We start from the raw sequence: 19,345 nt of genomic DNA, 5'->3' as shown, positions 1-19,345 counted from the left end.
ACGAGATTCGATGGCAGGCAGCGTCAACAAAGTCATTCTGATCGGCAACCTGGGGGCCGACCCGGAGATCAAGTCGTTCCAGAACGGCGGCAAGATTGCGAACCTGCGCATTGCCACCTCGGAAAACTGGAAGGACCGCAACACCGGCGAGCGCAAGGAGCGCACGGAATGGCACAGCGTCGTGATCAACGGCGATGGCCTGATCGGCGTGGTCGAGCGCTTCCTGCGCAAGGGCAGCAAGGTCTATATCGAAGGCCAGCTGCGCACCCGCAAGTGGCAGGACCAGAGCGGCAATGACCGTTACAGCACCGAAGTGGTCGTGGCCGGCATCGGCGGCGCGCTGACAATGCTCGACGGCCCGCAGGGCGGTGCCGGCGGTGGTGGTGGCGGCGGTCAGCGCTCTGGCGGAGGCGGCTGGAACGACGGCGGCTCGAGCAGCGGCGGTTCGCGTGGTGGTGGCAGCGGTGGCTTTGGCGGCGGGTCGTCCTCGGGCGGCGGCAGCACCTGGAACCAGGGTGGCGGCGGCGGCGGCTTCGCCGACGATCTGGACGACGATATCCCGTTCTGATCGCGCCATCTGTACGCGATGACCGGCCCCCTCCTTGGTTCAAGGAGGGGGATTTTTTATGCCGGCGTCAGCGGCCGCAGGCGTCGTAATAGCCGGCGCGGCAATCGGACACAGCCTGGCGCCAGGCGGCCAGGTCGCGCTGGTATTGCGCCTGCGCCTGGGCATAGCCGCCATCATTGTCATAGCCATATCCCGCGCCATAGCCGTTGCTCTGGCTGCGCGAGGCTTGCTGGCGATATTCGCGGGCCCAGCGGGCATCGCGCTGGCGCACATAGTCCAGCTGGGCCTGGTTCATGCGGCGGATCGCCTCATGGTCGCGCATCCGCGCGGCGCTGCTGCGCATCGACGGATCAGCCGGATCATCGGCGCGTGCTGCACCAGGCAGCGCTGCGGCGATCAGCGCCGCAGCCAGTAGTGGAGTGACCCTCATGGTTCTTGTCCCTTTGCGTATCCCGGCAAAGGCATAGCAAGGTGGGGAACCGGCGGGCAGAGCGCTTGCGACGAATGGTTCCGCAGTTGGTCTCAGGTTCCGCGCGTGTCGCCGTAGAGGTGAATGTGCAACCGGTCGGTCATGCGCCAGCCCTGCTCCAGGGCGAGCGCTGACAGCCACTTTTCGCGGCTGCGCAGGGTTTCGCTGTCGGTGCCTTCGGGCATCACGAACAGGCGCTCGCCGGGGATGCCGTAGCAGGCCTGCAGCGCGGCGACCTCGTCACCATCTGCCGGGCTGGCCACCACGAACTTGAAGAACGCGCGCGCGTCGGCCGCCCAGGCTGCCAGCCGTTCGGGGATCAGCGCCAGATCGGCCGGGTTGCCCGAATGCGCCAGCTTGGGCGAGACGTTGAACTGGTCGATCAGCGGATCGATCGCGGGCGTGGGGGCAACCGTGCCGTTCGTCTCGATCTCCACGTGCAGGCCGGGCCGCGCCTGTTTGAGCGCCGCCAGCACACGGGCCAGCGCGGCGGCCTGCAACAGCGGCTCGCCCCCGGTTACCACCACGCGGTCTTGCGGAAAGGCCAGCAGACGGGCGACTACGTCGTCTTCGGGCAGGATCAGCTGGTTGGTGCTGCGCGCGAACGCCTGGTCATCGCGGTGCGGGCGGTTGTCGCCGGTAAACCGCCAGGTATAGGCCGTGTCACACCACTGGCAGGCCAGATTGCAGCGCGACAGGCGGATGAACAGCGACGGTCGCCCCGCCGATGGCCCTTCGCCCTGCAACGAGGCGAAGATTTCCGGCTCACCGGGGGTGGTGGTGGCAAGGGCGATGGTCATGGGCGTTGCTGGTGGCTTCGCACCACCCCCCGCCCCCCTCCTCTGAAGAGGAGGGGGAGCACCGAGGTCATGGCCCCCTCCTCTTCAGAGGAGGGGGTTGGGGGTGGTGCGAGGCACAGCACGATGGTTTGTTACCCCAGCCGCGCCAAGGCAGCGGCCAGGCGCTGGCTTTCCGCGCTGTGGTGGGCGTGGTCGGCGCGGGCCTTTTCTACCGCTTCGGGCTTGGCGCGTTCGACGAATGACGGGTTGCCCAGGCGGCCTTCCAGGGCCTTGGCTTCCTTTTGCGCGGCGGCCAGGGCCTTTTCCAGGCGGGCCTTTTCCGCGGCGATGTCGATGATCCCGTCAAGCGGCACGACCAGCGTGGCGTCACCGGCTACGATCTGCATGGCAGCGCCCGCAGGGGCCGGGGCGAAGTGGATTGCCGAAAGACGCGCCAGGCGTTCGATCGCGGCCGGGTTGGCGGCGATGATCGCGGCGGTGCGTTCGCTCGGCGCAGCCAGATAGGCATCGAGCCGGGCGCCGGGCGCGATGCCCAGTTCGTTCTTGGCGGTGCGCAGCGCGGAAACCAGCGCGATCAGCCACTCGACCTCGGCCTTGGCATCGGCGTCGACGCTGGCCTGTGGCGCGGGCCAGCGGGCCACGATCAATTCGTTGTCGCGGGCGCCAAGCGCGTGCCACAGCTCTTCGGTCACGAAGGGCATGAACGGGTGGAGCATGACCAGGATCTGGTCGAGCACCCAGCCGGCCACGGCGCGGGTTTCATCGTCGAACGAACCCTTGATCAGTTCGATGTACCAGTCGCAGAACGTGTCCCACACGAAGTGGTAGATCGTGTTGGCGGCCGCATCAAAGCGCAGGTCGGCCATCGCCTGGTCGAGCGCAGCAACGGTTTCCACCACTTCGCCCACGATCCAGCGGTTGACCGCGCTGGTCGCCTGCGGGGCTTCCAGCGTGGTGGAGGCGGCAATGCCGTTGGCCTGGCAAAAGCGCGCTGCATTCCACAGCTTGGTGGCGAAGTTGCGATAGCCCTCCACCCGCTTCTCATCCATCTTCACGTCGCGGCCCTGGCTTTCCATTGCCGCCATGAAGAAGCGCAGCGCGTCGGCGCCGTACTTGTCGATCAGGCCCAGCGGGTCGACCACGTTACCCTTGGACTTGGACATCTTCTGCCCATCGGCCGCGCGCACCAGCCCGTGCAGGTAGAGCCGCTTCCACGGCACTTCGTTCATGAAGTGCAGGCCCTGCATGGCCATGCGGGCATCCCAGAAGAACAGGATGTCAAAGCCCGAGACCAGCAGGTCATTGGGATAGTGGCGCTGCACCAGCGTGGTATCGTCGGGCCAGCCCAGCGTGGCAAACGGCCACAGGGCGGACGAGAACCACGTGTCGAGCACGTCTTCGTCGCGGGTGAGCGGCTTGTTGCCGGCAAGGGCCTGCGCCTCTTCCTCGGTTTCCGCGACATAGGCCTTGCCATCGGCATCGTACCACGCCGGGATGCGGTGGCCCCACCACAGCTGGCGCGAGACGCACCAGGGCTGGATGTTTTCCATCCAGTTGAAGAAGGTCTTTTCCCACGACTTGGGCACGATCTCGATGGCGCCCGAGCGCACCGCCTCGATCGGCTTGCGGGCAAGGAATTCGGCATTCACATACCACTGGTCGGTCAGCCAGGGTTCGATTACCACGCCGCCGCGATCGCCATAGGGCGTCTGGATCGTGCGCGGTTCGGCGTCGTGCTCGGTCTCGTTGCCTTCCTTGTCCTTGGTGACATGGGGCACGAGCAGGCCTTTTGCCTTGAGCGCCTCGACCACGGCCTTGCGCGCGTCAAAGCGATCGAGGCCGACGAATGCGTCGGGGATCAGGCCATCGTCGGTCTGCACCACCTTGGCCTCGGCATCGAGCATGTTGAGCATGTCGCGCGCTTCGATTCCGGCGCGCTTGCCCACTTCGAAGTCGTTGAAATCGTGCCCCGGGGTGATCTTCACCGCACCGGTGCCCAGCGCCGGATCGGCGTGTTCATCCGCCACGATCGGAATACGCCGGCCCGTCAGCGGCAGCAAGACATGCTTGCCGATCACGCTCTTGTAGCGTTCGTCGTCGGGGTGCACGGCCACGGCCATGTCGGCCAGTATGGTTTCCGGGCGCGTGGTGGCAACGACAATATGATCGGCCCCGCTGTCGAGCGTGACGCCATCGGCGAGCGGATAGCGGAAGCGCCAGAAATGGCCCTGCACCTCGCGCGTTTCCACTTCCAGGTCGGAAATCGCGGTCTTGAGCTTGGGGTCCCAGTTGACCAGCCGCTTGTCGCGGTAGATCAGGCCCTGGTTGTGCAGGTCAACGAAGACCTTGACCACCGCGCGGGTGAAGTGCGGGTCCATGGTGAACTGCTCGCGGCCCCAGTCCATCGAGCAGCCCAGGCGGCGCAGCTGGCGGGTGATGGTGCCGCCGCTTTCCGCCTTCCATTCCCACACCTTGTCGACGAATTGCTCACGCGTGTAGTTGGTGCGCTTGTCCTGGTTCGCTTCCAGCTGGCGTTCCACCACCATCTGCGTGGCGATGCCGGCGTGGTCGGTGCCCACCACCCACAGCGCGTCCTTGCCCTTGAGGCGTTCGTGGCGGATCACGATGTCTTGCAGCGTGTTGTCCAGCGCATGGCCGATATGGAGCGAGCCGGTTACGTTGGGCGGCGGGTTCACGATGGTGAACGGGGTGGCATCGGGGCGTTCCGGGCGGAACAGGCCTTTGCCTTCCCAATGGCCATACCAGCGCGCCTCGATAGCGCCCGGTTCGAACGTCTTGGCCAGCTGGTCCTGGCCCGATTCCTGCTGCGTAATGGTCTCGCTCATGGCTGGCGCCTTGCCAGTTGCCGCCCGCTATCGCAAGCGGCGGCGGGAACGGAAAAGCCGCTTCCTGCGTTTCGCCGCACGTGATGCACTTGTCGCCCCCTCCATTTTCGCCCATGAAGTGGGCAGGATGAGAGCCTTAGCCGATTTCACGATAGAGCCGGGCCAGGGCGGTGGCGGCAATGTGCTGCACTTCAGCGGCCCGATGGTGGTATCTTCCCTGGGTCTGGTCGATCGGCGCCTGCGCCAGATCGCCGATCCGGTGGACGAGATCGATGTCAGCGACGTAGAACGCATGGACACCGTTGGCGCCTGGACGGTGTGGCGCCTGTCACAGCAGCTCGGCGCCAAGATCGTCAATTGCCGCGACGAGGCCGAACGGCTGATCAACGCGATCAGCAAGACCGACGAGAACCGCGAAAGCATCCGCGCCCCGCGCCTGCCCCTGATCGAGCGGGTGCCCGATGAAGTCGGCAAGATGGTCATCGCGCTGGCGGTGGGGTTCCTGCAGATCATCGGCTTTCTGGGCCAGGCGATTTCGGCGATCGGCATGACGCTGCGCCATCCGCGCCGCTTTCGCGGGCTGGCGCTGGTGCACCAGATGGAACTGGTGGGCGTCAACGCGCTGGGCATCGTCGGGCTGATGAGCTTCCTGGTCGGCGTGGTGATCGCGCAGCAGGGGGCGGTGCAGCTGCAGCAGTTTGGCGCGGAAATCTATACGATCAACCTCGTCGGCCGCCTGACCCTGCGTGAGCTGGGCATCTTGATGACCGCGATCATGGTCGCCGGGCGATCGGGATCGGCCTTTGCCGCGCAGCTGGGCACGATGAAGCTGACCGAGGAAGTGGACGCCATGCGCACGATCGGCGTCTCGCCGACCGAGGCGCTGGTGTTGCCGCGCATTCTGGCGACGATGATCATGTTGCCGCTACTGGGCATCTATTCGTCGGTGCTGGGCATCATCGGCGGCGCGTTTCTGGGCTCGGTGTCGCTGGGCATTCCGTTCCTCACCTTCCTGGCGCGCATCCAGGAAGTGGTGCCGATCCACGACGTGTGGGTCGGGCTGGTCAAGGGGCCGGTGTTCGGCCTGATCGTCGCGCTCGCCGGCTGCTACCAGGGCATGCAGGTCAAGACCAATGCCGAGGAAGTGGGCACGCGCACCACCTCTGCCGTGGTGCTGGCGATCTTTACGGTGATCGTGCTCGACGCCTTCTTTGCGGTGTTCTTCACCAAGATCGGCTGGGGGTGAGCCATGCATGATCCCCAGGCGCACCTGGCGCCGATCCCCGACGAATTCGAAGGCGATTACCCGATCCGCGTGCGCGGGCTGGTCAATCGCTTTGACGACCATGTGATCCACGACGGTCTCGATCTCGACGTGAAGCGGGGCGAGATCATCGGCGTGGTGGGCGGCTCGGGCACCGGCAAATCGGTGCTCATGCGTTCGATCATCGGCCTGCAGATCCCGCAGGAAGGTTCGATCGAGGTGCTCGGCCGCTCGATCACCGACGCGCGCGATGATGACGATATCGATATTCGCAGCCAGTGGGGCGTGCTGTTTCAGGGCGGGGCGCTGTTTTCCACGCTGACCGTGGCGGAAAACGTCGAGGTGCCGCTGCGCGAGTTCTATCCCGAGATCACCGACGAACTGCGCCACGAAATCGCGCGCTACAAGGTGCTGCTGTCGGGCCTGCCGGCCAATGCCACCAGCAAGTATCCGTCAGAGCTTTCGGGCGGCATGAAGAAGCGCGCTGGCCTGGCGCGCGCGCTGGCGCTCGATCCCGAACTGCTGTTTCTGGACGAGCCGACCGCCGGGCTCGATCCGATCGGGGCTGCCGCGTTCGATACCCTGATCCGCAGCCTGCAGGAAACCCTGGGGCTGACCGTGTTCCTGATCACCCACGATCTCGATACGCTCTATGAAATCTGCGATCGGGTGGCAGTGCTCGCCGACAAGAAGGTGATTGCCGTGGGCACGATCCCCGAACTGCTGGCGCTGGATCACCCGTGGATCCAGGAATATTTCAACGGACCGCGCGGCCGGGCGGCCAAGGATGCGCAAGATCGCGAAGCGGCCCATGTGGTAAAACCCAATCCCGAGGCGGCCACCTCCGCGATGGAACAGGAATAAGCGATGGAAACGCGGGCAAACCATATCTGGGTCGGGGCCGTCACGCTGCTGCTGCTGATCGGCGCGGCGGTGCTCACGATCTGGATCGCGCGGCTGAACCAGAACGCGCAGAACGAATACGACATCTTCTTCAAGCAATCGGTCGATGGCCTGGCCAAGGGATCGGAAGTGTCGTTTTCGGGCGTGCCCTCGGGCCAGGTCAAAGACATCGAACTGTGGGAGAAAGACCCCGAGTTCGTGCGCGTGCGCATCGCCATCGACAAGCGCGTGCCGATCCTGATGGGCACCACTGCCAGCATCCAGGGCAGCTTTACCGGCGTTTCCACGATCCAGCTGGCCGGCGCCGTCAAGGGCGCGCCGCCGATCGACCAGCCTGGGCCGGAAGGGGCGCCCGTGATCCCGACCAAGCGTTCGGGCCTGGGTGAAATCCTGTCCAACGCGCCGCTGCTGCTGGAGCGCCTGGCCACCCTGACCGAGCGCCTCACCATGGTGCTGTCTGACAAGAACCAGAAGTCGATCGAGAACATCCTGGCGCATACCGACAAGATGACCGCCAATCTGGCCGATGCCTCCCCGCAGGTGCAGCGCACCCTGGCCGAACTGCAATCGACGCTGCGCCAGGCGACCTATACGCTGTCGGCCTTTGAAAAGGTTGCCGGCTCGGCCGACAATCTGCTCAACGACCAGGGCAATGGTCTGGCCAAGCAGCTGCGCGATACGCTAAAGTCTGCCCAGGCGGCGGCCGATGCGCTCAATGATACGGCCAAGTCGGCGCAGCCTGGGCTCAAGCGGTTTGACCAGCAGACGCTGCCGGCAGCCGATGCGGCGCTGCGCGATCTTCAGGCCACCACCCGGTCCTTGCGTGAATTGACCGATCGCATCAACGATCGCGGCGTCAGCAGCGTGGTCGGCAGCCCCAAGCTGCCCGACTACAAGCACTGATCGTTGCGCCATTGCTCTCCACTGGGGGAATTTGACATGCCGTTTCGCCCGCTCATCCCCGCCTCGCGCCCGGCCATCGGTGCGCTGCTGGTGGCCGCTCTCAGCCTGTCGGGCTGTGTCAGCATCGGTGGCAAGGCGCCTGCCACGCTGCTGGCGCTCAGCTCTGATGCCACGGTTCAAGCCGGGCAGGGCGCCTCGGGCACGCTGGCCAAGTCTGTCGTGGTGATGGAGCCTTCGGCCGATGCGCGCGTCTCGGTGCTGCGCGTGCCAGTGCAGATCGATGCCAGCAACGTGGCTTACATCAAGAAGACACAGTGGGTCGAACGCCCGGCGCGCCAGTTGCAGCACCTGATCGCCGAAACCCTGCGCGCCAAGGGCGGCCGCCTGGTGGTGGAAAGCGATATCGACCAGTGGCAGCAGCGGCTTTCGGGCCGCCTGCTGGCCATGGGCTATGATCTGCCGAGCCACAGCGCCGTGGTGCGCTTTGACGCCGTGAAGGAAGCACCTGGCGGGCAGATCGAAACCCGCCGGTTCGAGGCGCGCGTGCCCAATGTCAGCGATGATGCCGCCGCCATCGGCCCGGCCTTGAACCAGGCCGCCAACGATGTGGCGCGCCAGGTGGTCGACTGGCTGGGATGATCGGGCGCCGGGGCGCGGCTGTGGTCAGCCGTGCTTGCGGCCCGAACCCGATTTGTTTCCGCCGCCGTCCTGCTTGTTGACGGTGGCCCAGGCGCGCGCTTCGGCTTCCTTGGGTTCTACGCCGCGCGCTTCATAGCTCTCCTCGATGTGCTCCGCCTTGCGTTTCTGCTTGTCGGTATAGGCGTCTTTGCTGCCTTGCGGCATCGTCGTTCTCCTGGGCCAAAGTCATCGGCACTGTCTGCCAGTTCCTGATCAAGGGGTGGCGCGCACGATGGTTCCGGCAAATTTGCGCCAATTGATCTATCGCACCGACACCGCCGCCAGCGCATGGCACATCCGGCCTCACCCAAGGGGGATCGCGCGATAGTCCGCCGCGCGGCGTTCCTTCCGGGGCGTTTGACCCATGCGTCCAAGGAGGCTCGACCAATGTTGCCCACGTTTCCCCGCCTGATCCTGGCCTGTGCCATGGCCTGTGTTACCGTGCCGCTGGCGTCCGTGCCGGCCCAGGCTGCCGCCCATGCCGGATCGGCCGATGCCCAGGCGCTGCTCTCACGCGCGGTGGCCGAAGTGAAAGGCGTTGGCGCGCCCAAGGCCTTTGCCGAATTCAACGATCCCAACGGCCCGTTCCACACCCGTGAGCTGTACGTTTTCGTGTTCAGTATGACCGGCCGCTATGAAGCGTCGGGTGCCGATCCCAAGCTTGCTGGCAGCGATGCCAGCGCCATGACCGATGCCGAAGGCCGCCCCTTCGTGCAGGACATGATCGCGCTCGCCAAGGCCAAGGACGGCGGTCGGGTGGACTATGTCTGGCTCAACCGTGTGGACAACCGGGTGGAGCACAAGCGCTCGCTGGTTCAGCGCGTGGGCGACCATATCGTTGGCGTGGGGTACTATGCCGGCTGATAACCAGGGCTGATCGGGCTTGGCCGCGTGCGGGGCACGTTTGGCCGCCTGACGGGTTTGACATCCACGGCCCCGCCGCGTTCATCGCGTGGCGGGGCGTCGATGCAAGGATGTCAGCGCCCGTGTTCCAGGAAAGCCAGTCGTTTGCCGATACCCGTGTCCGCACTTCGCGTGCGATCGGCCTGGCCCGCGTGCTGTGCATCCTGGGTATTGTCTATGTCCACGCCTGGACCGGGCTCTATGGCCCGGCGCTGACCGCGCTCGACCACACGCCGCAGGGCCTGTTGCGCTGGGGCCTGATCGAACTCTTGGCGCGCTCGTCGGTGCCGCTGCTCAGCCTGGTGTCGGGCTGGCTGGTGGGCCCGTCGCTGGCGCGGCGCGGCGCGCGGGCATTCCTTGCCGGCAAGGCGCGCACCGTGGTCGTGCCGATGCTGGCATGGAATGCCATTGCCATCGTCGTGGTATCGGGCGCTGCCTACCTTGGGTTGCTCTATGCGCCGCAGCCCACGTCGTGGGGCTGGTTGGCCAACGAGTTGACCGGCCTTGCCCACCCGAACGAGATCAACGTGCAGATGCCGTTCCTGCGCGATCTGTTCGTCTGCCTGCTCGCCGCGCCGCTGCTGGTGCGGCAGGGCGATCGCACGCTGGCGGTGGTGGCGGTTGCCGCCCTGGCGTGGAGCCTGGCGCCGCCGGTTTTCCCGCTGTTGCAGCGCCCCTCCATCCTGGGTTTCTTTGTCCTGGGCATGCTGGTGCGCCGGCACGATGCGGCTGCGCGGATTGCCGGCGCGCCGCTGGTGCTGATCCTGGCACCCTATCTGGTGCTATCAGGGGTAAAAATCTGGCTGGAACTCTATGGCGAAGCGCAGGGGCTGGCCTCGCCCTTGCTGATGGCAGCGGTCGATCTGGCCATGCGCGGCGCCACGGCGCTGTGCTTCTGGGCGCTGGCCTGGCGCCTCGCTGGCACGCGCGCCGGGGGCGTGCTGCTGCGGCTGGAGCCGGCGATGTTCCTGCTGTTCTGCTGCCACCTGATCCTGATCTGGTGCGCTGGCCCTGCCATCGGCCGCCTGACTGGCCCGCTGGGAGCGCCGGCCTATCCCTTGTTCCTGCTGGCCCAGCCACTGCTGGCGCTGGGCGCCACGCTCTTGCTGGGCAGGCTGCTTGTGGCCATCAACCCGCCGCTGGCGCAATGGCTCAGCGGCGGGCGTCTGGCCTTGCAGCGTTAGTCTTCGTCTTCGTCTTCCAGCAGGCCTTCTTCCTCTTCCTCCCAGCCCTTTTCGTCCTCTTCTTCCTCGTCTTCCTCCAGCGCATCGATCAGCGCCTGGGCAAACATCGGGATGTCATCGGGCTTGCGGCTGGTGATGAGGTTGCCGTCGATCGCCACGGCCTGGTCCACCACATCGGCCCCGGCATTTTCCAGGTCGGTGCGGATCGAGGGCCAGCCCGTTACCGTGCGGCCATCGATGATGTCGGCTTCCACCAATAGCCAGGGGCCGTGGCAGATCGCCGCGATCGGCTTGTCCATGTCGTCGAATTCCTCGACCAGCTCGATCACGCGGGATTCGAGCCGCAGCGCATCGGGGTTCATCTGGCCGCCGGGCAGCAGCAGGGCGTCGAAGTCATCTGCTTCCACGGCATCGAGGCGCATGTCCACCTTGACGCTTTCACCCCAGTCGGTGTGGTTCCAGCCCTTGATCGAGCCAGTCTTGGGGCTGGCCACGGTGGTTTCGATGCCAGCCGCTTCCAGCGCCTTTTTCGGTTCAAGCAGTTCGGATTGTTCAAAGCCGTCGGTGGCTAGGATCAGCACGCGTTTGGCCATGGTCATTCTCCGTCAAATCGGGGGGATACTTGCCCACAATGGCCCGCCGTGATGACAGTTCCGGAGGTTTCGTTTTGTTCACGGTATTGCTACACGGATTCGGCCATGGCCGATGATTTCAAAGATCCGTTCGACGCTATCGTCGATGCCCCCTTCGACTCCGCCCTGTCGGAGCGATACCTGGTCTATGCGCTGTCCACGATCACGGCGCGATCGCTGCCCGATCTGCGCGATGGCTTGAAGCCGGTGCACCGCCGCCTGCTGTGGGCGATGCGGCAGTTGAAGCTCGATCCCAACGGCGCGTTCAAGAAATCGGCGCGTGTGGTGGGCGATGTGATCGGCAAGTATCACCCGCACGGCGATGCCAGCGTCTATGACGCGATGGTCCGCCTCGCCCAGGATTTCGCGCTGCGCTATCCGCTGGTCGAGGGGCAGGGCAATTTCGGCAATATCGATGGCGATAACGCGGCGGCCTATCGCTATACCGAAGCGCGGCTGACCGCGACGGCGATCCGGCTGATGGCCGGGCTCGACGAAGGCACGGTCGATTTCCTGCCGACCTACAATGGCGAGGAGCAGGAACCGGAAATCTTTCCCGGGCTGTTCCCCAACCTGCTGGCCAATGGTGCCAGCGGCATTGCCGTGGGCATGGCCACCAACATTCCCAGCCACAACGTGGCCGAGATCGTCGATGCCACGCTGATGTTGATCGACAATCCCCACGCCGAACATGCCCAGTTGATGGAGGTGTTCCACGGCCCCGATTTTCCCACCGGGGGCGTGGTGGTCGATAGCCCGGCGGCGATTTCGGCTGCCTATGAAACCGGGCGCGGTTCGATCCGCGTGCGCGGGCGCTTTTCGACCGGCCGGACCGAGGATGGCGCCTGGGAAGGCAGCGGGATCGAGCGGCTGGGCAGCGGCCAGTGGCAGCTGGTGATTTCCGAAATCCCCTACATGGTGCAGAAGGGCAAGCTGATCGAACAGATCGCTGCCCTGATCGGCGACAAGAAGCTGCCGATCCTGGAAGACGTGCGCGATGAAAGCGACGAGCACATCCGCATCGTGCTTGTGCCCAAGAGCCGCAATGTCGATCCCGAGCTGCTCAAGGAATCGCTCTACCGGCTGACCGACCTGGAAACGCGCTTTGGCCTCAACCTCAACGTGCTGGATTCGCAGCGCACGCCGGGCGTGCTGGGCCTGAAACTGCTGTTGCAGGAATGGGTGGTCAGCCAGATCGACATCATGCTGCGCCGCACGCAGCACCGGCTGGACAAGATCGCCGCGCGGCTCGAACTGCTCGAAGGCTATATCATTGCCTATCTCAATCTCGATCGGATCATCGAGATCATCCGCACCGAGGACGAGCCCAAGCCGGTGATGATGGCCGAGTTTGGCCTGACCGATCGCCAGGCCGAGGCGATCCTCAACATGCGCCTGCGCAGCTTGCGCAAGCTGGAAGAGATGGAACTGCGCCGCGAGCACGACGCGCTGCTGGCCGAGCAGGACGATCTCAACAAGCTGCTGGAAAGCCCCGCGCGCCAGCGCACCCGGCTCAAGCGTGAACTGGCGGCGCTGCGCAAGGAATATGGCCCGGAAACCGCGCTGGGCCGCCGCCGCACCACGATTGCCGAAGCCGCGCCGACGCGCGAGTTTTCAATGGATGCGATGATCGAGAAGGAGCCGGTCACCGTGGTGCTTTCGGCGCGCGGCTGGATTCGCGCGGCCAAGGGCCACCTGCCGCTCGATACTGAGTTCAAGTTCAAGGAAGGCGATGGCCCGGCCTGGGTCTTGCACGCGCAGACCACCGACAAGCTGCTGGTCGCGCTCGACAATGGGCGGTTCTACACGCTCGGCGCCGACAAGCTCCCCGGCGCGCGCGGCTTTGGCGAACCGATCCGCACCATGGTCGATATCGATCCCGATGCGCATATCATGGCGCTGGTGGTCTATCGCCCCAAGGGCCAGTTGCTGCTGGCCGCCAATACCGGGCGCGGCTTTGCCGCCGAGATGGACGAACTGCTGGCCGAAACCCGCAAGGGGCGCGGCGTGGTATCGACCAAGCCCGGCGTCAGCCTCAAGATCGTGCGCGAGATCGCGCCCGAACACGATCACGTCGCCGTGGTGGGCGAAAACCGCAAGCTGGTGATCTTTGCCCTGTCGGAAGTACCGATCCTGGCCAAGGGGCAGGGGGTGACGCTGCAACGCTATCGCGATGGCGGCTTGTCGGACGCCATCACGCTCAAGCTGGAAGACGGTCTGACCTGGGCCATGGGCGGCGAAACCGGCCGCACCCGCGTGGAAAAGGACCTCCTCCCCTGGAAGGTCGCCCGCGGCGCCGCCGGACGTTTGCCACCTGTTGGCTTCCCGCGGGATAATACGTTCTAGGCAGGTACGGGCGTTTAAGCCGCGCCCTGTTCCTTGGCCGCGTCGACCAGCCAGTCGTGGAATTTGACGAGGCCGGGGTGATCGCGCCAGTCGGGGCGCAGGACGAGGTAGTATTGCCCCTCGTCGACCAGTGCGGTGGCGAACGGGGTGACGAGCGCGCCTGATTGCAGTTCCGGTTCGATCAGGAAGCGGGGGAGCAGAGCGGCGCCCGATCCGGCGGCGGCGGCCTGGGCCAGCATCAGGAAGTGTTCGAAGGTCGCGCCTTTGAGCGGCGGCAGGCCATCGATGCCAGCGAGGGCGAACCAGCGGTTCCAGGCGTTGCGGCGCGAGATCTGGAACAGCAGCGGCTTGCCCAGGAGATCGGCGGGCTCATGCACCCCTTCGGCCGCCAGCCACGATGGCGCGCAGGCCACCACCGCCTGTTCAGTGAACAGCGGGATCATCTCGGCATCGTCCCAATCGGCGGCGCCAAAGTGGATCGCGGCATCGAACCGCTCCTCGCGCAAGTCGAACGGAAACGAGCGCGCGGCGAAGTTCACCGTGAGTTCGGGGTGCCGCGCGGTAAGGCCGGGCAGGCGCGGGGCGAGCCAGCGCATGCCGAAGCTGGGCAGGGTAGCGATGGTCAGGTCGCGGCGGCTGCCCCGGTCCATGGCCTTGGCGGTGGCCATGCGGATGCGGCGCAGCGCAGGCTCGATATCCTCCGCGTAGGCGCGCCCGGCCTCGTTCAGGGTAACGCGGCGGCCGTGGCGCTGGAACAGCGGGGTCTGCAGGCTTTCTTCCAGCAGCGCGATCTGCCGGCTGACTGCGCTTTGCGTCAGGCCCAGCTGCGCGCCAGCGCGAGAGAAGCCGCCTTCGCGCGCGGCGGCCACGAAGCAGGCCAGCGCGGTCATCGAGGGAAGCTCGCGGCGTGATTCACTCATTCCAAAACCCGATCAACAGATGATGCTTACCCGTTTTGATACCCGGCTTTCCTATCATAAATTGCGGCTTGGGACGATATTAGATCGAAAGAGCGCATGATGCAGAACTTGGCAACCATCGAACAAACCGGTGCTGCGGATCTTGTTGAAAATGTCCTGGGTCATGCGGCTGCGGCAAAGATTCGTGCGCTGGCCGCCCCGATGGTGCCCACCGGTGGTCATGCCCCGGTCAACGGTATCGACGCCTTGCGTTTTGCCGAGGCGCTCAATCTCGTGCTCTTTGCCGATCTTTTGAAGCGCGTGCCCGAAGGCGCCGAATATGTGGACGAATGTGTGGCCCAGGGCCGCCGCATCGTGCTTGATCACGGCGCGCTGCGCACGGTGCTGCTGCCGCAGGGCGCGCGCTGCGCCATGCCGCAGGGGGTGGAAGCGTTCCGCCGCGTGCTTGAACCGCTCGGCTATGTTGAAGTGGGCATCTATCCGCTGCCGCGTCTCAAGATGACCGGCCATGTGTGGTGCCATGCCAAGCTGCCCGAAACCATGCCGCAGTTCTTTGTCAGCGAATTGCACGTCGATCAGTTCTCGCCCGCTTTTGCCAAGGCGGCGGTGCGCGTGTTCGGCCCGGCGCTCGATCGGCTCGATGCCGCCACGGCGCAGGTGCTGTCGCGTTTTGCCGCCGGTGGCAGCGTGCCGCAGGACGATGCCGTGGCCGCCCTCAAGGTGGTGATGGGCCTGTTCGATCGCCAGCACCCGGTGCCGTTCGAAAGCGACTATGAGATCCTGCGCGCCGAAAGCGCTGAGGCCGCCTGGATCGCCACTGAAGGCAATGCCTTCAACCACGTGACCGATCGCGTTGCCGATGTCGAGGCAACCGCGCAGGGCGAGCGCGTGGCAGGCCGCAGCATCAAGGACAAGGTGGAGGTTTCCGCCTCGGGCCGGGTGCGGCAGACCGCGCTGCGCGCGGCCCAGGTCAAGCGTTCCTTCCGCGCCGAGGATGGCACGCTGACGGCGCAGACCGTGCCGGGCTCGTTCTTCGAATTCATCACGCGCCGGGCCGATCCGGCCACGGGCAAGCTCGACCTTACCTTTGACAGCGGCAATGCCACCGGCATCTTCAAGATGACGGCCGCCGCCTGAGAGTTTGCCCCCGTGCCATGGCGCGGGGGCGGTTCATTCATAACAACAACACCAGTTCCGCATCTCGATTGCGGGGAGAAATCGTCATGTCTCAAGCCCTGATGCCGCTTTATGCTCGTGCCCAGATCGAAGTGGAGCGTGGTGAAGGTGTGTGGCTGGAAGCGCGCGATGGCCGCCGTTTCCTCGATTGCGTGGCGGGGATCGCCACGTGCAGCCTGGGCCATGCCCATCCCGGGCTGGTCGCCGCGCTCACCGCGCAGGCGCACAAGTTGTGGCATGTTTCCAACATCTTCCGCATTCCCGGCCAGGAAGAACTGGCGGAAAAGCTGACCGGCGCCACCTTTGCCGATCTGGTCTATTTCGCCAATTCCGGCACCGAGGCGGTTGAAGCCGCGATCAAGACCGCGCGCCGCTATCACTTTGCCAAGGGCAATCCCGAGCGGATCGACGTGATCGGCTTTGCCGGCTCGTTTCACGGGCGCACCTATGCGGCCATCAACGCCTCGGGCAATCCCACCTATCTCGAAGGCTTCGGCCCGCGCCTGCCCGGCTTCCACCAGATGTCGGTGGATGACCTGCCCGCGCTCGCCGAAGCGATTGCCCGCCCCACCACGGCGGCCGTGATCGTGGAGCCGGTGCAGGGCGAGGGCGGTGCCCGCGCGCTGTCGGGCGAATTCCTGTTGGAACTGCGCCGCCTGACGCGTGAGCACGGCGTGCTGCTGATCCACGATGAAGTGCAAAGCGGCATGGGCCGTACCGGCAAGCTGTTTGCCCACCAGTGGTTCCCGGGCGCCGAGCCCGACATCATGGCGATTGCCAAGGCGCTGGGTGGCGGTTTCCCGATCGGCGCCTGCCTGACTACCGCCGAGGCGGCGAGCGGCATGGTCACCGGCGTGCATGGCACCACCTTTGGCGGCAATCCGCTGGCCATGGCCGTGGGCCTGGCCGTGTTCGACGTGATTGCGCAGGACGCTGCCCTGGCGCATGTTGGCGCGATGTCAGATCGCTTCTATTCCGGTTTTGCCGCCTTGGCGGCGCGCTATCCCGATCAGATCGTGGAAACGCGCGGCAAGGGGCTGCTGATGGGCCTCAAGCTTCATGCCAACAACCGCGAGGTCATGGCCCTGGCCCGCGAGCACGGCCTGCTGGTGGCCGGCGGCGGCGAAAACTGCGTGCGCATGCTGCCTTCGCTGTTGATCACGGCAGAGGAAGTGGACGAGGCGCTGTCCCGCCTCGATGCCACGCTGGCTGATGCGCGTGCACGCGGCTGGGGCCAGGTCGACGCTGCCAGCGCGGTGGCCGCCTGATGCTGGTGGTGCGGCCGGCCGGGCCGGCCGATATCGATGCGCTGCTCGATCTGGCGTTCCTTTCGGGCAAGGGCTTTACCAGCCTGCCCGAAGACCGCGCCGTGCTGGCCGAGCGGCTGGCGCTTTCCGCGCAAAGCTTTGCGCGGGAAGTGTCGCCGCAGCACGCCTGGTACACGCTGATGCTCGAAGACACCGAAACCGGCGTGATCGAGGGCGTGGCCGGGATCAAGGGCGCGGTAGGGCTCGACCGGCCGCACTTTTCATTCCGGGTGATGACCCTGGCGCAGTATTCGTCGGCAACCGGCACGCGGTTCGATCACCAGGCGCTGGTGCTGGTCAACGAATGCACCGGATCGTCGGAAGTGGGATCGCTGTTCCTGCGCCCGCGCAAGCGGCAGGGCGGGGCGGGATCGCTGTTGGCCCGGGCGCGCTATGCGCTGATCGGTGCCAACCGTGATCTGTTTGCCGCCACGATCATGGCCGAACTGCGCGGCTGGTTCGACGAGCGCGATGAAAGCCCGTTCTGGCACGGCATCGCCGCCAAGTTCTTTCGCCTGCCGTTCGAGGATGCCGATCGCATGATCACCGCGACCGACGGGCAGTTCATCCTTGATCTGGCGCCGCGCCACCCGATCTACCTCGAACTGGTCGATCCCGCCGCGCGCGAGGCAATCGCCAAGGTTCATCGCCACGGCGCGCGCGCGCTGGCGATGCTGGAAGACGAAGGCTTTACCCGTTCGGGCCTGATCGACATTTTCGATGGTGGCCCCACCGTGACGGCGCCGCGCGACCAGATCCGCACCGTGCGCAATGCGCAGACCCTGCCGGCAGCGGCCGGCGTGGTGGAACCGGCGGCCGACGAGCGGCTGCATCTGGTGGCGGTGCCCGGCCTTGCCACGTTCCGCGCCACGCTGACTCCGGCCCGCATCACCGATGATGCCCTGGTCGTTCCCGAAGCAACCCTGGCCGCCCTGGGCATTCGCCCGGGTGACCCTCTGATCGTGAGTTGATTGCCGTGACCCAAAGGCTCCAGTCGTTCGATCCGGCCCATGGCCGCGTGGTGTGGGAAGGCGAAGTGGCAGACGAGGCGGCCTGCGCTGCTGCGCTGGCCAAGGCCCGTGCCGCGTTCCCGGCCTGGGCACGTACCCCGCTCGAAGAGCGCGTGGCGATTGCCGAGCGTTATGCCACGCTGGTCAAGGCCAGCCCGGCGCTGGCCGAGCTGATTTCCGCCGAAACCGGCAAGCTGCTGTGGGAAACGCGCGCCGAGCAGGCCTCCATGGCCGGCAAAGTGGCGGTGTCGATCGCGGCGCAAGCCGAACGCACTGGTTCGCGCAGCGCCGATATGCCGTTCGGCAGCGCCACCCTGCGCCATCGTCCGCACGGCGTGATGGCCGTGCTTGGTCCCTACAATTTCCCCGGCCACCTGCCCAACGGGCACATCGTGCCCGCGCTGCTGGCGGGCAATACCGTGGTGTTCAAGCCTTCGGAACTGACTCCGGCCACCGGCGCTGCCATGGTGGGCCTGTGGCGCGAAGCCGGGCTGCCCGATGGCGTGCTCAATATCGTGCAGGGTGGGCGCGAAACTGGTGAGGCGCTGCTCAAGGGGCGGATCGATGGGCTGCTGTTCACCGGCTCTGCCGCCGCCGGGCAGATCTTCCGCCGCCAGTTTGCCGATCGCCCCGATGTGATCCTGGCGCTGGAACTGGGCGGCAACAATCCGCTGGTGGCCTGGGATGGCGATCCGGCGGCGGTGGCCAGCCTCATCGTCCATTCGGCCTTCGTGACCAGCGGGCAGCGCTGCTCGTGCGCACGGCGTCTGATCCTGCCCGAGGGGGCATGGGGTGACGCAGTGATCGCGGCGCTGGTCGACCTGGCGCAGCGCCTGCCGATCGCGGCATGGGACGAGCCGGGCGAGGCTTTCATGGGCCCGCTGGTGGGCGATGCCCAGGCCCGCGCCGCGCGGGCGGCCGTGGCAGACTTGGTCTCCGCCGGTGCCCGGCCGATCCTCGCCGAAGCCGTGCAGGAAGGACGGCGCGAGGCATTCTTTGCACCGGTGATCCTCGATGTGACCGGCCTGGCCGTGCCCGATCGTGAGGTTTTTGCCCCGGTGTTGAGCGTGCGGCGCGTGGCCGATTTCGCCGCCGCGCTGGCCAGTGCCAACGACACCGCGTTCGGCCTGTCGGCCGGGCTGGTCTCGGCCGATCCCGCGTTGTGGGACGAGTTCCGCCTGATGGTGCGTGCCGGCGTGGTCAACTGGAATCGCCCGACCACGGGCGCTGCGGCCAACATGCCGTTCGGCGGGCTGGGTGACAGTGGCAACCACCGCCCCAGCGCCTATTACGCCGCGGATTATTGCGCCTGGCCGATGGCCAGTTTCGAGGCGCCGGCGATCGCGGCACAGCCGGTGCCGGGCATTCCGTCATAAATTGCAAAAGGTGCCGAATATTTTCGGCACCTTTTTTCCCATGGTGCGTTATCTGCGCTA

17 protein-coding genes and 1 pseudogene are annotated in these 19,345 nt (G+C 66.0%); 12 read left to right on the top strand and 6 right to left on the bottom strand.

All coding sequences use genetic code 11. The annotated features are described in order from the left end of the window. The first annotated feature begins 10 nt into the window (after positions 1-10). Positions 11-568, top strand: a complete 558-nt coding sequence (ssb, locus tag IP65_RS14650; protein ID WP_022677226.1) for a single-stranded DNA-binding protein — start codon at positions 11-13, stop codon at positions 566-568. Positions 569-635: 67 nt separating this feature from the next. On the opposite strand, the gene IP65_RS14645 is transcribed toward ssb, so the two are convergent. The 3 genes from IP65_RS14645 to IP65_RS14635 all read right to left on the bottom strand — a co-directional run bounded on the left by IP65_RS14645 (position 636) and on the right by IP65_RS14635 (position 4,683). After that, positions 636-998, bottom strand: a complete 363-nt coding sequence (locus IP65_RS14645) for a hypothetical protein (protein ID WP_022677225.1) — start codon at positions 996-998, stop codon at positions 636-638. A 92-nt stretch (positions 999-1,090) separates the two neighbouring features. Then, positions 1,091-1,837, bottom strand: coding sequence for a 7-carboxy-7-deazaguanine synthase QueE (locus tag IP65_RS14640; protein WP_022677224.1), 747 nt, complete (start codon positions 1,835-1,837; stop codon positions 1,091-1,093). A gap of 131 nt (positions 1,838-1,968) precedes the next feature. After that, positions 1,969-4,683, bottom strand: a complete 2,715-nt coding sequence (locus IP65_RS14635) for a valine--tRNA ligase (RefSeq protein WP_022677223.1) — start codon at positions 4,681-4,683, stop codon at positions 1,969-1,971. A gap of 127 nt (positions 4,684-4,810) precedes the next feature. On the opposite strand from IP65_RS14635, the gene IP65_RS14630 reads away from it, so the two are divergent. From IP65_RS14630 to IP65_RS14615, 4 genes are read left to right on the top strand one after another with little or no spacing between them, the layout of a single operon-like run. Further along, the gene (locus IP65_RS14630) at positions 4,811-5,929 is read left to right on the top strand and encodes an ABC transporter permease (RefSeq protein WP_028658108.1); all 1,119 of its coding nucleotides are present in this window, start codon (positions 4,811-4,813) and stop codon (positions 5,927-5,929) included. A gap of 3 nt (positions 5,930-5,932) precedes the next feature. After that, a complete protein-coding gene (locus tag IP65_RS14625) occupies positions 5,933-6,811 on the top strand; it encodes an ABC transporter ATP-binding protein (protein WP_022677221.1) in 879 nt (292 codons plus the stop codon). Between the two features lie 3 nt (positions 6,812-6,814). After that, entirely contained in the window at positions 6,815-7,753 is a 939-nt protein-coding gene (locus tag IP65_RS14620; protein ID WP_022677220.1) for an MlaD family protein, read from the top strand. A gap of 36 nt (positions 7,754-7,789) precedes the next feature. After that, positions 7,790-8,392: an ABC-type transport auxiliary lipoprotein family protein gene (locus IP65_RS14615; protein ID WP_022677219.1), complete on the top strand. Its 603-nt coding sequence runs from the start codon at positions 7,790-7,792 to the stop codon at positions 8,390-8,392. Positions 8,393-8,428: 36 nt separating this feature from the next. On the opposite strand, the pseudogene IP65_RS14610 reads toward IP65_RS14615, so the two are convergent. Next, positions 8,429-8,596, bottom strand: a pseudogene (locus tag IP65_RS14610) (plasmid stabilization protein); the annotation flags it as partial. A 222-nt stretch (positions 8,597-8,818) separates the two neighbouring features. Here IP65_RS14610 and IP65_RS14605 point away from each other — a divergent pair. Both IP65_RS14605 and IP65_RS14600 read left to right on the top strand, forming a co-directional pair. Continuing rightward, on the top strand, positions 8,819-9,295 hold the full coding sequence (locus IP65_RS14605; protein ID WP_022677217.1) for a cache domain-containing protein: 477 nt from the start codon (positions 8,819-8,821) through the stop codon (positions 9,293-9,295). Positions 9,296-9,405: 110 nt separating this feature from the next. Then, positions 9,406-10,518: an acyltransferase gene (locus tag IP65_RS14600; protein ID WP_054132160.1), complete on the top strand. Its 1,113-nt coding sequence runs from the start codon at positions 9,406-9,408 to the stop codon at positions 10,516-10,518. Here IP65_RS14600 and IP65_RS14595 read toward each other — a convergent pair. After that, positions 10,515-11,111 (bottom strand): type 1 glutamine amidotransferase domain-containing protein, encoded by a 597-nt coding sequence (locus IP65_RS14595; protein WP_054132195.1) that lies wholly within the window; start codon positions 11,109-11,111, stop codon positions 10,515-10,517. The genes IP65_RS14600 and IP65_RS14595 overlap by 4 nt on opposite strands. 105 nt (positions 11,112-11,216) lie before the next feature. On the opposite strand from IP65_RS14595, the gene parC reads away from it, so the two are divergent. Continuing rightward, complete coding sequence (gene parC / locus IP65_RS14590; RefSeq protein WP_022677214.1) at positions 11,217-13,496, top strand: DNA topoisomerase IV subunit A; 2,280 nt, start codon at positions 11,217-11,219, stop codon at positions 13,494-13,496. Positions 13,497-13,510: 14 nt separating this feature from the next. On the opposite strand, the gene IP65_RS14585 is transcribed toward parC, so the two are convergent. Beyond that, a complete protein-coding gene (locus tag IP65_RS14585; RefSeq protein ID WP_054132159.1) occupies positions 13,511-14,416 on the bottom strand; it encodes a LysR substrate-binding domain-containing protein in 906 nt (301 codons plus the stop codon). Between the two features lie 96 nt (positions 14,417-14,512). Between IP65_RS14585 and IP65_RS14580 the strand changes: the two genes are divergently transcribed. From IP65_RS14580 to astD, 4 genes are all read left to right on the top strand, one after another. Next, positions 14,513-15,553 (top strand): DUF1338 domain-containing protein, encoded by a 1,041-nt coding sequence (locus IP65_RS14580; protein ID WP_231627723.1) that lies wholly within the window; start codon positions 14,513-14,515, stop codon positions 15,551-15,553. 86 nt (positions 15,554-15,639) lie between these two features. Then, positions 15,640-16,860: an aspartate aminotransferase family protein gene (locus tag IP65_RS14575; RefSeq protein WP_054132158.1), complete on the top strand. Its 1,221-nt coding sequence runs from the start codon at positions 15,640-15,642 to the stop codon at positions 16,858-16,860. Then, a complete protein-coding gene (locus tag IP65_RS14570) occupies positions 16,860-17,870 on the top strand; it encodes an arginine N-succinyltransferase (protein WP_022677210.1) in 1,011 nt (336 codons plus the stop codon). The genes IP65_RS14575 and IP65_RS14570 overlap by 1 nt, the downstream gene beginning before the upstream one ends. Positions 17,871-17,875: 5 nt before the next feature. Then, the gene (gene astD, locus IP65_RS14565) at positions 17,876-19,285 is read left to right on the top strand and encodes a succinylglutamate-semialdehyde dehydrogenase (protein WP_028658104.1); all 1,410 of its coding nucleotides are present in this window, start codon (positions 17,876-17,878) and stop codon (positions 19,283-19,285) included. Positions 19,286-19,345: the final 60 nt, after the last annotated feature.

The sequence above is a fragment of the Novosphingobium sp. AAP1 genome (assembly GCF_001295765.1).
GTDB classification, from domain to species: domain Bacteria; phylum Pseudomonadota; class Alphaproteobacteria; order Sphingomonadales; family Sphingomonadaceae; genus Novosphingobium; species Novosphingobium capsulatum.
The sequence above is the reverse complement of the archived record's forward strand: the minus strand, read 5'-3'. Positions and strand labels throughout refer to the sequence as shown.